This is a genomic window from Ramlibacter sp., from assembly GCF_035548915.1.
Taxonomy (GTDB): domain Bacteria; phylum Pseudomonadota; class Gammaproteobacteria; order Burkholderiales; family Burkholderiaceae_C; genus Ramlibacter.
Map to the genome: position 1 here is coordinate 92,562 of NZ_DASZSE010000016.1, position 11,980 is coordinate 104,541.

An 11,980-nucleotide genomic window follows, 5' to 3' on the forward strand; every position below is an offset into this window, starting at 1 on the left:
CGGACCGCCGACATGAGCCCTCTCAAAGCAGACAACGAGCCGCGAGCGCTCGACACGCCGCCGGACGCCGCCTTCACCCCCTCGATCGACGCGTTCGACGGCATGGACGACCTCGTCGAGCAACTGAGCGCGATCCGTCCTGCCAGGCAGTCGCGCAAGGCGCGCGTGGCCGATTTCCTCTTTCGCAAGACCACCTCGACCCTCGCGCCCGAAGCGTTTCGCGCCGCCAACCGCGCGCATACGTCCCGCTTCTTCCGCGCGGCCGTTTCGGCACGCGCCGGCCACAGCCCGCACGGCCAGGAGCGAAAGAAGCAGGCGATGGACGCGCTGCTCGCGGCCGTGCGGCCCGGCAAGGGCCAGCCCAACGCCGTGTTCGCGCGAGCCAAGGAATTCGCCCGGCCGCCCCGCGCCGGCGAACGGGGCGTGCACGGCACAGCGAAGGATCATCGCGAAGACGTCGCGTGCCTCCTGGCCGATGGCGGCGATGCGTTCCGGCAGGAACTGAAGAAGGCGATGGTGAGCTCCGGCCTCGTGGGCGGCGCGCGAGCCGACAAGCTCGTGGAAGTCATCTACACGGCACTCGTCGCGCAGTTCGCGACCGACAACGAGTCCGAGCGTATGAGCCACTACCAAGCGCGAATCGACGGCTTGCAAGGCGCCGGCCTCACGCTGCCCATGCGCCTGCAGGCACTGAATGCGATCGACGACGAATTGCGCGCAGACACTCGCCTCTCCCCCGCGGGCAAGGCCAAGCTCCAGCCGGGCATCGACGAGCTGCGCCTTCTCATGGAGCACGGCGCCGATACGCAGCATCAGCTGATCGCAGCGGCCACGCGCGGTGTGACCATCCAGACTTCCACCGCGGAACTCGGCCGCCGGCTGGAAGAACTCGCCCAGCACGAGACCTCGATTCACGAGAACAAGAGCCTCGACGGCGTCGCGCGCGAGCGCCTGCTCGCGGCCCTGGGCGAAGCGCGCACGCTGCTCGCGACGCTGCGCACGCGCACGCAGGACCTCGAAGGCCTGGCCGCCCAGCCGCGCCTGCAGAGCGCGCTGCGCCAGCTGGGTGCGCAGGAGTACGTGCAGGCCTGGCAGGGCTTCGTGCACGTGAGGGACACCGTGGCGCCCGCCTGGCGCGAGCCGCTCCTGAAGCGCCTCGACGACATCGTGACGGGTCCGCGCGAAGCGGGCTGGTTCACGTCCATGCGCGCGGGCGACGCCGACATCGTCGACCTCGTGCTGCCCGGTGAAGTGTGGGACGAGCAGGCGTTCGCGCTCAAGGTCGCGGGCGCGAAGCCACGAACGGAACTCGAGCACGTCAACCTGCAGACACAGCACGAGAAGCGCAAGGTCGCCCGCGACCTGGACTATGCGATGCAGTCCGCGGCGTTCCAGTCGTCGGTGCTGAAGCGCGTGGGGGCGAAAGGCCGCGCGGAAGCGCCGCCCGCCAACGCCTTCCAGGCGCTGAAGGCGGACGCCACGCTCATCGGATGGTTCATGCAGCATGCGCCCGCTTCGCTCGGCCAGCGCGATCTGGCCGTGGCCAACTGGATTCGACTGTCGCTGCACGACAGCGCGACGGGCGCGCCCGACCGTGCGAAGTGCGACGAACTCTTCGGTCAGCTGCGCGCGCGCGGGCTCGACACGCAGCAGATCGAACTGCATTCGAAGCAAGGCTTTCGCAGTTCCGCGGACGTGCTCGCGTGCATGAATCAGATTCGCGCGTTCAGCGCCGCGCTGCAGAAGAGCTCCGCGGCCGCCGCGGTCGATCCGCAGGTGCGCGCATCGCAGATCGGCATGCAGCTCCTGCAGGGCCTGGGCATTCAGGCAACCGATCTCCGGGACCCTGCGATCGACGCGCAGGCCGAGCGGCTGATCGAACGCGCGCTGCAGCAGAAAAGCGCAGCGACGGAAGTCTTCCAGACCTTGCGGCGCATCGCCGTGCTGCAAGTCGCCCTCGAGAGCGGCGACCCCAAGTTCACCGTGTCCGGGCGCAGCGCGAACGGCGGCACGCACAGCAGCCTCGTCATGAGCCGGCTGGCCGCGATGGGCATGAACTTCCAGTCGCGCGATCCGGCCATGCAGAAGACCACGCTTCACCTGCTCAGAAAGCTGCCGGCCGACAAGCGCACGCTCGATGCGCTCTGCGACGACTTCGATCGCGCCAGGCTCACGCGCAAGGTCGGCGCGGGCCTGCGTTCCGCATTCGTCGGCAAACCCGCGGGTGCGGCGGCTTCCCCCGCCCCCCTCACGGCACTCAGCCCCGCCCAGAAGCGCAGCGAGGCGAACGAAGCGGCGCTGCGCGGCGCGCTCGCTGAGCTCGAACCCGATCGCAGCATCTCGATCGTTTTCCGCGCGGAAGGCGAGATGTCGGTGTCCACGCCCGTCGCGCCCGGCCTCACGGTGGGCGCGCAGATGCGGGCGGAGCGCCACGGCGGCATCCGCGTCTCGCACGCGGCGGACGGCACGTTCAACGTGGAAGTCCTCGCGGGCACGAGCACGCGCGAAGGCGCATCGGTCACCACGCTCATGGACACGCTGGACGTGCGCCTGGGCGTCTCGCATGCCCGCGACAAGGGGCACCGGCTCACGTTCGAGCGGCGCGAGGACTGCGAGGCGTTCCTGGTCGCTGTCGCGCGCCGGGCCGACGTCGCCTCCGCACTGGGCGCGGCGCGCACTGTCGAATCGGCGGCACGCTCCGCACGAAGCGCGGACGCGAGCGTCACCGCGACGGCCGACCTCACGATCGCGTCGCTCTCCGCGACCTTCGCGGCCGAGGCGGGCGAGAGCCGCACCGTGCACGAAACCGGCGCGATCCGCCGCGAAACCTTCACCCGCGACGTCCGCGCCGAAGCGGTGCTCGGCGCCGCGCTCGCGGGCGATGTGGCCTCCGCCGAAGTCGGCACGGGCATCGACCTCGGCGTGCGCCGCACCGTCGTGCGCGAGCACGGCATGCTCGTGGGCGGCGAACCGGGCAGCGCGCTGGCGGCGCAGATGCCTTCGCTCAGCATGGTGGCGCGCGTGACGCGCGGCAATCTGCAGCGCTGCCTCGCGACGCTGCTGCCCGGCGCCTCCGCGAGCCAGCGGCAGTCGATCGAAGCGCAGCTGGGCGCGGTGGAAGACGGCGCGGAGCTCTTCACGCGCTTTCGCCTGACCGAGACGGCGCGGGTGCAGGCGAACGTGCTGCAGGGGCAAGCCAATGCGGCGCTGCGCGAAGGGCGGCCCGAGGAGGCGCGTCTACTCTTGCGGCGCGCGAACGAGGTCACGCGCGACCCGGCGAACTACGTGCCCGAGGGATTCGGCTGGACGATAAGCGCCACGAGCCAAGTGGAACGCTCGCGCGGCATCTACAAGGAGTCGGCGCAGCGCGACGACGAGCGTACCCGCTTCGTGGCTTTCGACGCGCCCGCCGCAGGGCAGGCGCCCGTTGGAAGGTCCCTCCTGCTCGCGGCCCTGGCCTGAGCATCCGCGAGGATGGCGGAAGGCTTGCCCGGATAATCCCGGCTGCATGAGCCGAAATCCCGAAGCGACCGACCTCTCGCGCCATACGCCGATGATGGCCCAGTACCTCGCCCTGAAGGCGGAGTACCCCGACACGCTGGTTTTCTATCGCATGGGCGACTTCTACGAGCTGTTCTACGCCGACGCGGAGAAGGCCGCTCGCCTGCTCGACATCACGCTCACACGTCGCGGCATGTCGGCGGGTGAGCCCGTCGTCATGGCTGGCGTGCCGTTCCATTCCGTCGAAGGCTACCTCGCACGGCTCATCAAGCTCGGCGAATCGGTCGCGATCTGCGAACAGGTCGGCGACGTCGCGACGAGCAAGGGACCGGTCGAGCGCAAGGTTCTGCGGGTCGTCACGCCGGGCACGCTCACCGACACCGAACTGCTCTCGGACAAGTCCGAAGCGATGCTGCTCGCGATCCACCAGGGCGCGCGCGGGCGCGTCGGACTCGCATGGCTCAGCGTGACGCAAGGCGCGCTGCGCCTCGCGGAATGCGACGCGGACGAAATCGATTCGTGGGTCGCGCGCATCGCGCCCAGCGAGCTGCTGTTCAGCGCCGGCGTGACGCCGGCGTTCGGCAGGTCGATCGAGGCGCTGCGCATGGCGATGCCGCTCACGCTCACGCAGCGGCCGGAGTTCCAGTTCGACGCGGGGCTCGGCCGCCGCAAGCTGATGGAGCAGCTGAACGCGGCATCGCTCATCGCCTGGAGCGCCGAGGAACTCACGCATGCGCACGCGGCAGCCTGCGCACTGCTCGCCTTCGCGGAGCACACGCAGGGTCGCACGCTCTCGCACGTGCAGTCGCTGCAGGTGCAGCGCGAAGGCGAGCTGATCGAACTGCCGGTCACCACGCGGCGCAACCTCGAACTCGTGCAGACGCTGCGTGGCGAAGACGCGCCGACGCTCTTTTCGCTGCTCGACACGTGCATGACGGGCATGGGCAGCCGCATGCTGAAGTCCTGGCTGCTGGAGCCCCGGCGCCAACGCGCGCAGGCATCGCGGCGGCTCGATGCGATCGATGCGCTGAGGGACAACGGGCTGTGGCAGAAGGTGCGTGCCGGGTTGAAGGGTGTCAACGACGTGGAGCGGATCACGGCAAGGATTGCGCTCAGGCAAGTCCGGCCCAGGGAACTGGTGGGGATGCTGGGGTCGTTGGAGAAGTGCCAGGGGGTTGGCGCGGCGCTGCCCTCACCGCAGCCCACGGCCCCCCGAGAAGCAGAGCTTCCCGGGGACCCCGGATCCCCCGCAAGCGCGAGAGGGAGTTTGCTGGCGGAGATTGCGAGGGACTTGCGGCCGCCCGCGGAATGCGTTCAAAGACTTGCGAAGACTCTCCTCGAGGACCCCGCGGCGCTCGTGCGAGACGGCGGCGTGATCGCCTCCGGCTTCGACAGCGAACTCGACGAACTGCGCGCGATCCAGGACAACTGCGACGGCTTCCTCCTGGAGATGGAAGCACGCGAACGCGCGCGCACCGGCATCGCCAACTTGCGCGTCCAATACAACAAGGTCCACGGCTTCTACATCGAAGTGACGCAGGGCCAGCTCGACAAGGTCCCCGCGGACTACCGCCGCAGGCAGACGCTCAAGAACGCGGAACGTTTCATCACGCCGGAGCTCAAGGCCTTCGAAGACAAGGCGCTTTCCGCACAGGAACGCGCGCTCGCCCGCGAGAAATGGCTCTACGAGCAGCTTCTCGACGACTTGCAGCCGCACGTGCCTGCACTCACTCGCCTCGCACGCGCGATCGCCGCGCTGGACGCGATCGCGGCGCTCGCCGAACGCTCCCTCACGCTGAACTGGTGCCGCCCGCAATTCATGAAGGAGCCCGGCATCGAGATCACGCAAGGCCGCCACCCGGTGGTCGAATCGCGGCTGGCCGAAACGAGCGGCGGCGCTTTCATCGCCAACGACACGAAGCTCGGCCCGAAGCAGCGCATGCAGATCATCACGGGCCCCAACATGGGCGGCAAGTCGACCTACATGCGGCAAGTCGCACTGATCGTGCTGCTCGCCTCGATGGGCTCGTGGGTGCCGGCCCAGGCCTGCCGCCTGGGGCCGATCGATGCGATCCACACGCGCATCGGCGCCGCCGACGATCTCGCCAACGCTCAATCCACGTTCATGCTGGAGATGACGGAGGCCTCGCAGATCCTGCACGGCGCGACCGCGCAAAGCCTCGTGCTGATGGACGAGATCGGCCGCGGCACGTCGACCTTCGACGGACTCGCGCTCGCGTCGGGCATCGCGGCGCACCTGCACGACAGGACGCAGGCCTTCACGCTCTTTGCCACGCACTATTTCGAACTCACCGAGTTCCCGGCCAAGCACCACTGCGCCGTGAACGTGCACGTGAGCGCCGCGGAGTCGGGCGCCGACATCGTCTTCCTGCACGAGATCCAGCCCGGGCCCGCGAGCCGGAGTTACGGCATCCAGGTCGCGCGGCTCGCGGGCATGCCGGTGGCCGTCGTGAACCACGCGCGCCACGCGCTCGCGGCGCTCGAAAAACATCAGGAAGAATCGCGCGAGCAGGTAGACTTGTTCGCATCGCCGCCCACCCCGGATTCGAGCGCGGCAAGCACGCCGAGCGCGGTGGAAGCGGCGCTGGCCGCGATCGATCCGGATGCGCTCAGCCCGCGCGAAGCGCTCGATGCGCTCTACGCGCTCAGGAAGAAACTGCACGCGAAAGACAAGCCATGACCTATTGCGTCGGCATCAAACTGAACGCGGGACTCGTGTTCCTCTCCGACTCGCGCACCAACGCGGGCGTGGACAACATCAGCACGTTTCGCAAGATGATCGTGTACGAAAAGCCGGGCGACCGCTTCATGGTGCTCCTCACCGCGGGCAACCTGAGCATCTCGCAGTCGGTGCGCGAGATCCTGCAGGTGGAGCAGCTGAAGGAAACGAGCGAGAGCGACCCGATCACGATCTGGAACGCGTCGAGCATGTTCGACGCAGCTCGCGTGCTCGGGCAGGCGGTGAGGCACGTCTACGACCGCGACGCGGAGTCGCTCAAGCATTCGGGCGTGGAGTTCAACGTCAACCTGATCTTCGGCGGGCAGATTCGCGGAGAGAACATGCGCCTTTTCCAGGTGTATTCGGCGGGCAACTTCATCGAGGCCACGGCCGAGACGCCTTACTTCCAGGTGGGCGAATACAAGTACGGCAAGCCGGTGCTCGATCGCGTGATCACCCCCGACACCGAACTCGACGAAGCCGCGAAGTGCGCTCTGGTCTCGATGGATTCGACGATGAAGTCGAACCTGTCGGTCGGGCCGCCGCTCGATCTGGTGGTGTACGAGGCCAATCGCTTCCAGACCGACAAGGTCGTGTGCATCGACATGCACAATCCTTACTACCGCATGCTGCACGAAGGCTGGGGGCAAAAGCTGCGCGAGGTGTTCGACAGCCTCGAGGACCCGGTGTGGGATGACGCGCACACCGAAGTGCCGCTCAAGATGGACGACGGGCGCAACAAGCCGCTGAAGAAGATCACCCGGCCGGAGGAGAAGCTGATCTGATCGGCCGCGGGCTTACTTGTCGACGAGGTGCAGTCCTTCCGACTGTGCCTTGCCGAGCTTCTCCGTCGTCACCATCAGTCGCTTCACCAGCAAGTCGATGAACGCCTTGTCGAAGCGAATCTGCAGATCCTCCGAGGCATGGCGCAGCGCCTCGTTCTTGATCTCGAGCACCACCACTTCGCTCTCGGCGATCGCGGTGGCCGTGCGGGTCGGCGCCTCGGGCTGCAGATAGGCCATCTCGCCGAGCGTCACCCCCGCCTCGACGCTGTTCAGCCGCTGGCCGCGGCGGCTGATCGACACGGTGCCTTCCAGCAGCACGCAAAACGAATCCCCGGGCGTGTCTTCGGTCATAAGCTCATGGCCGGCGGAGTGGATGTTCAGCATTCCGAGCCGCAGCGCCTCCCACAGCACGGCGTCGTGGAAGCCCGCGAAAAACGGAAGCGCGCGCATCTGCGCGAAGCGTTCGCCGTCGCGGTGCTGCGCCCGCTTGGCGGAATTGGACTTGTTGAGTTGGAGCACCGCATCGGCAAAATCGCTCCAGGTCGCGAAGCGGTCCTGCGCCTTCTTCGCGAGGCCCTGGCTGATGACGGCGTCCAGCCCGGGCGGCAGACCGGGGCGCAGCACGCTCGGCATCGGCGGGTCCTCGTTGCCGATCTTGTAGAGCGTGGCGTAGTCCGAGTCGCCTTCGAACGGGCGGCGCCCGGTGAGGAGCTCGTACATCACCACCGTGAGCGAGAACATGTCGCTCTGGTGCGTGCACTGCTCTTCGCGCACCTGCTCGGGCGCCATGTAGAGCGGCGAGCCCACGAGGCCCGCCACCTGAGTCACGTCGCCCTGGACCGAAAGCGCCGTGCCGAAGTCGGTGAGCTTCACGTCGCCGTTGCTCTGCAGCATGAGGTTGGCGGGCTTGATGTCGCGATGCACGAGCCCGATTTCCTGCGCGTGTTCGAGCGCGCTGCAGCACTTGTAGACGATGTCCAGCACCTGTGGCACGGGCAGGAGCCGGTCGGGCGTGCAAAAGCGCGCGAGCGACGTGCCCTGCAGGTATTCGAGCACGAGGTACGGCGGATCGGCGTCGTCGTCGGCGTCGTAGAGCCGCACGATGTGGGGATGCCGCAGCCGCCCGGCGAGCAGCGCCTCGTTGCGCAAGCCGCGCCTCAGGCGCCGCGCCTGCCGCTCGTCGGCGAGCAGGTGCTGGTGGATGCGCTTGACCGCCACCTGGCGGTTGTTGAACGCGTCTTCGGCCAGATAGACGGCACTGCTCGCGCCGCGTCCGAGTTCACGGATGACGCGGTACTTGCCGATCGTGTGGGGAATGCTGGGCGGACTGCTCATGGGCCTGCCTGGGGGAAGACCCGATATTCGCTGATCGGACGGGCCGCGACAACCACTCATTCGCACGATTTGCGTGGCGGATTGCCGGATGCTGCGGCGCAGCAACGACAGGGCGGTGTGTCCCGCACGCGGACGCCCGCCCTGGCGTGAGGTATCTCAGGGCTGCCAGTGCACCACGCCGGTCCACGCCGAAACCAGCACGACCACGCCGAAGGCGATGCGATACCAGGCAAACGGCGTGAACTTGTGACTGGAGATGTACCTGAGCAGCCAGCGCACGCACAGCCAGGCACTCGCGAAGGAGAACACGAATCCCACCGCGAACATCGGCAGATCGGCCGCGGAAAGAAGCGCCCGCTCCTTGTAGAGGCTGTAGACCCCGGCGCCGATGAGCGTCGGGATCGCGAGGAAGAACGAGAACTCGGTGGCCGCCTTGCGCGACAGGCCGAGCAGCATGCCGCCGATGATGGTGGCGCCGCTTCGGCTCGTGCCGGGCAGAAGCGCCAGGCATTGGGCGAGGCCGACGTAGAGCGCGTCGCGCCAGCGCATGTCGTCCACCTCGTGGATGCGCGCGGCTTCCTGCGGGCGGCGTTCGGCCCAGAGGATGACGAATCCGCCCAGGATGAAGGTGGTCGCGACGAACCAGGGCTTGAAGAGGTGCGCCTGGATCGCCTTGCCGAAGGCGAGGCCCAGGATCACCGCGGGCACGAACGCGACGAGCACGTTGCCCGCGAAGCGCTGCGCCTCGCGTTGCGTGGGCAGGCGCGCGAGCGTGTCGCGGATGCGCTGCCAGTAGACGAGGATCACGGCGAGGATGGCGCCGGTCTGGATCGCGATCTCGAAGACCTTGGCCTTGTTGTCGTTGAAGTCGAGCAGGTCGCCCGCCAGGATCAGGTGGCCGGTGCTCGAGATGGGGAGGAATTCGGTGAGTCCTTCGACGACTCCCATGACGGCCGACTTGGCCAGCAGGATGAGATCCAAATGCGTGCTCCGCGTGAAGAGCGCGGATTATGCCGTGGTCGTGTCTGCGCGGGGGCACTCGGGCGCACCCCGTCAATCACGCGCAGGCGGGGAGTCGGGGCGCGCCGTGAAGTCTCTGGATTCCCGCGTGCGCGGGAATGACGAGGTGGGGGGCTGCAGCGAGGGCGAGGGCGAGGGCGATGGCGACGTTACGCCATGGCCGCGCTCAGCGCTGCCGACGGCCGGTAGTGGCCGCCCTCGATGTCCGCCTTGTCCTGCCGCGCCGCGGCGTCCGTCTCCTTCCACACCTGCTTCTTCAGAAGCGGCGCCAGAAGGCCCATGAAAGGCGGCGTCTGCAGCCTGAGCTTCACGTGCACCTCGGTCCCCGCCTGGCCGCTTTGCAGCTTCGGCTCGAAGCGGAAGTCGATCTTCGCGCCCTTGTTGAAGCCGTCGATCGATTCGTCATGGATCGACCCGTCGTCGTCGATGCGCCGGTCCATGAGATCCGCCTGGCGCATGCCAAGCAGCTTCACCTCCTGCCGATAGCGCGCCCGCCGCGGCTCCTGCGCGAGCAGCTCGTAGCGCAGCTTGGGGTGCACGTTCGCATCGATATGGTGCTGAAGATCGGCGAACTGCGACTGCACCGTCTTCAGGGGTGCCGCAATCCACAGGCTGTAGTCGACTTCCACGGTCTTGCGCATGGCATACCTCCAAGTGAACGATGCCGGAAATACGCGGCGGCCGGAGAGTCGGATGCATGCCATGCATCCGGACGAGTCCGGCAGCCGTAACCGGGGAGTGAACGCCCTCCTTTCTCATCGGCCCGCCAGTGCTTTCGTGCTAGCCTTGCTGCCCTCAGGCATGCAAGAACTTCCGAACGAGCCCCTGGCCGCGCAAGCCACGCGCGACGATACGCTGGCCGGCTGGCTGCAGGCGGCCGCCCGGGGCGATGGCCGCGCGTTCGAGCAGTTCTACGGCGCCACGGCCCGCCACGCACTCGCGCTGGTGCGGCGCATCGCGGGCGACGGCTACGCCGAGGACGTCCTCTCCGACTGCTATTTCCAGGCCTGGCGGAATGCGGCGCAGTTCGACGCGTCGCGCGGCAGCGCCCTCACCTGGCTTCTCACCATGGCCCGCAGCCGCGCGCTCGACCGGCTCAGGCAGGAAACCCTGCGCCACGGCGGCCTGCCGGGCGCGCCCGAGTTCGACGCCGACGAGCACGCCGATGCGCATCCCGTCGGGCCCGACGACCTGCTCGAAAGCGTCGAGGCGCGCCACCGGCTGCACGCCGCGCTCGCGCGGCTCGCGCCCAACGAGCGCTGGGTGCTCGGCCTCGCGTACTTCCGCGATTTCAGCCAGTCGGAAATCGCCTCCATCACCGGTATGCCGCTCGGCACGGTGAAGTCGCTCATGACCCGCTCTCAGCACAAATTGCGCGAAGCGTTGCAAGATGGCGTGGCGGCGCCGCCGGCCGGCGCCCGCCCCAACTGACCCATGGAAGACCGCGACTTCGACCTCGACCCGGACATCGCCCGCGCGCTCACCGAAGCGCAGCGGCCCAGCGAAGCCGACGAGGCGTCGCTCGAGCGCGTGCGCGCGAAGCTCATGCGCAGGATCGCCAACGACTCGGTGCCGCATCACACGTCGATCCATGCCGGGCAAGGCTCGTGGCACGCGCTCCTGCCCGGCATCGAGCGCAAGGTCCTCTTCGAAGAGGGCGGCGTGATGTCGTACCTGCTGAAGTTCGCGCCGGGCGCGGTGCTGCCGGCGCATCGGCACCCTGTCGATGAGGAATGCGTGGTGATCTCGGGCGTCCTGCGCATCGGCAACCTCGTGCTGCCGCCCGGCAGCTATCACCGCGTGCGCCACGACATCATGGATGCGGACAGCACGAGCGACGAAGGCGCCGTGATCTTCCTGCGTGGCGCGACGCCCAGGGCCGATCAGCTGCTCTGAAACTGCCGAGGCAGGGCACCCGGCGGGTCAGCCCCTGCCTACAGACGGGCTCGGCGCGGTCCGCTAGTGCGCCCGTGGCCGCTGCGGTGCAATGCATGCACTGGAGGCTGCATATGAATTCTCACAAGCCCCTCGGTCCGCTCGGCACTCACCCTGTGGGCACCGCCATCGGCGGCGTCACGGGTGCCGTGGCAGCGGGAGCCACAGCCGTCGCCGCGGCGGGAGTCGTCGGCGCGGCCGTGGGTGCCGCCGTCGGCGCGGCCGTGGGTGGCGTGGGTGGCAAGCTGATCGCGGATCTGCTCGATCCGCAGATGGAAGACGCGTTCTGGCGCGACGCCTGGAAGGACGACAAACCGGCCGACCCGGGCGAAGCGTGGCAATGGGCGCACGACCTCGAATCAGACGTGCAGCGTGAACCTCGAACCAAGGAGTGATCGATGAACAAGCAGCAAGTAAAGGGTGTCGCGAACGAAGTGACCGGCGAAGTGAAGGAACACGTCGGCCGCGCGCTGGGCGACAAGTCCACCGAACTGAAGGGCCACGTTCAGGAAATGAAGGGCAAGGCTCAGCAGAAGATCGGCAACGCTCGTGAAGACCTGAAGGATGGCGCCGAGGAAGCCACCGACCTGGATCGCGAGGACCGCAACCTCGACAGGAAGTAAGCCGAAAGAGCGACCGAAGACGCGCCGGGGCGGATGCATTT

Annotated in this window: 10 protein-coding genes; 7 read left to right on the forward strand and 3 right to left on the reverse strand. The window is 68.1% G+C overall.

Features of this window, described 5'->3' with window-relative positions:
* Window positions 1-12: 12 nt before the first annotated feature.
* The 3 genes from VHA82_RS04100 to VHA82_RS04110 are packed head-to-tail and all read left to right on the forward strand — an operon-like array spanning window position 13 to window position 7,026.
* Window positions 13-3,462 carry a hypothetical protein gene (locus VHA82_RS04100; protein ID WP_325540532.1) on the forward strand — a complete coding sequence of 1,150 codons (3,450 nt, stop codon included), beginning with the start codon at window positions 13-15 and terminating at the stop codon, window positions 3,460-3,462.
* A 46-nt stretch (window positions 3,463-3,508) separates the two neighbouring features.
* On the forward strand, window positions 3,509-6,202 hold the full coding sequence (gene mutS, locus VHA82_RS04105) for a DNA mismatch repair protein MutS (protein WP_325540533.1): 2,694 nt from the start codon (window positions 3,509-3,511) through the stop codon (window positions 6,200-6,202).
* On the forward strand, window positions 6,199-7,026 hold the full coding sequence (locus tag VHA82_RS04110; protein WP_325540535.1) for a proteasome-type protease: 828 nt from the start codon (window positions 6,199-6,201) through the stop codon (window positions 7,024-7,026). Before mutS ends, VHA82_RS04110 begins: the two co-directional genes overlap by 4 nt.
* Before the next feature lie 12 nt (window positions 7,027-7,038).
* Here the strand turns inward: VHA82_RS04110 and VHA82_RS04115 are convergent, their stop codons facing one another.
* From VHA82_RS04115 to VHA82_RS04125, 3 genes are all read right to left on the reverse strand, one after another.
* Window positions 7,039-8,361, reverse strand: a complete 1,323-nt coding sequence (locus tag VHA82_RS04115; protein WP_325540537.1) for a protein kinase domain-containing protein — start codon at window positions 8,359-8,361, stop codon at window positions 7,039-7,041.
* A 156-nt stretch (window positions 8,362-8,517) separates the two neighbouring features.
* A complete protein-coding gene (locus VHA82_RS04120; protein ID WP_325540539.1) occupies window positions 8,518-9,342 on the reverse strand; it encodes an undecaprenyl-diphosphate phosphatase in 825 nt (274 codons plus the stop codon).
* 188 nt (window positions 9,343-9,530) lie between these two features.
* Window positions 9,531-10,022 carry a hypothetical protein gene (locus VHA82_RS04125; protein WP_325540541.1) on the reverse strand — a complete coding sequence of 164 codons (492 nt, stop codon included), beginning with the start codon at window positions 10,020-10,022 and terminating at the stop codon, window positions 9,531-9,533.
* Window positions 10,023-10,083: 61 nt separating this feature from the next.
* Between VHA82_RS04125 and VHA82_RS04130 the strand changes: the two genes are divergently transcribed.
* The 4 genes from VHA82_RS04130 (at window position 10,084) to VHA82_RS04145 (ending at window position 11,939) form a co-directional block, all read left to right on the forward strand.
* Window positions 10,084-10,812 (forward strand): RNA polymerase sigma factor, encoded by a 729-nt coding sequence (locus VHA82_RS04130; RefSeq protein ID WP_325540543.1) that lies wholly within the window; start codon window positions 10,084-10,086, stop codon window positions 10,810-10,812.
* A 3-nt stretch (window positions 10,813-10,815) separates the two neighbouring features.
* Window positions 10,816-11,277 carry a cupin domain-containing protein gene (locus VHA82_RS04135; RefSeq protein ID WP_325540545.1) on the forward strand — a complete coding sequence of 154 codons (462 nt, stop codon included), beginning with the start codon at window positions 10,816-10,818 and terminating at the stop codon, window positions 11,275-11,277.
* 113 nt (window positions 11,278-11,390) lie between these two features.
* The gene (locus VHA82_RS04140) at window positions 11,391-11,711 is read left to right on the forward strand and encodes a hypothetical protein (RefSeq protein WP_325540547.1); all 321 of its coding nucleotides are present in this window, start codon (window positions 11,391-11,393) and stop codon (window positions 11,709-11,711) included.
* Between the two features lie 3 nt (window positions 11,712-11,714).
* On the forward strand, window positions 11,715-11,939 hold the full coding sequence (locus tag VHA82_RS04145; protein WP_325540549.1) for a CsbD family protein: 225 nt from the start codon (window positions 11,715-11,717) through the stop codon (window positions 11,937-11,939).
* Window positions 11,940-11,980: the final 41 nt, after the last annotated feature.

What these genes read in the sequence shown, in the direction of transcription:
- VHA82_RS04145 (WP_325540549.1), top strand. Translation starts at nt 11,715, where the DNA reads ATGAACAAGCAGCAAGTAAAGGGTGTCGCGAACGAAGTGACCGGCGAA.
- mutS (WP_325540533.1), top strand. Translation starts at nt 3,509, where the DNA reads ATGAGCCGAAATCCCGAAGCGACCGACCTCTCGCGCCATACGCCGATG.
- VHA82_RS04125 (WP_325540541.1), bottom strand. Translation starts at nt 10,022, where the DNA reads ATGCGCAAGACCGTGGAAGTCGACTACAGCCTGTGGATTGCGGCACCC.
- VHA82_RS04130 (WP_325540543.1), top strand. Translation starts at nt 10,084, where the DNA reads ATGCATCCGGACGAGTCCGGCAGCCGTAACCGGGGAGTGAACGCCCTC.
- VHA82_RS04115 (WP_325540537.1), bottom strand. Translation starts at nt 8,361, where the DNA reads ATGAGCAGTCCGCCCAGCATTCCCCACACGATCGGCAAGTACCGCGTC.
- VHA82_RS04135 (WP_325540545.1), top strand. Translation starts at nt 10,816, where the DNA reads ATGGAAGACCGCGACTTCGACCTCGACCCGGACATCGCCCGCGCGCTC.
- VHA82_RS04100 (WP_325540532.1), top strand. Translation starts at nt 13, where the DNA reads ATGAGCCCTCTCAAAGCAGACAACGAGCCGCGAGCGCTCGACACGCCG.
- VHA82_RS04140 (WP_325540547.1), top strand. Translation starts at nt 11,391, where the DNA reads ATGAATTCTCACAAGCCCCTCGGTCCGCTCGGCACTCACCCTGTGGGC.
- VHA82_RS04110 (WP_325540535.1), top strand. Translation starts at nt 6,199, where the DNA reads ATGACCTATTGCGTCGGCATCAAACTGAACGCGGGACTCGTGTTCCTC.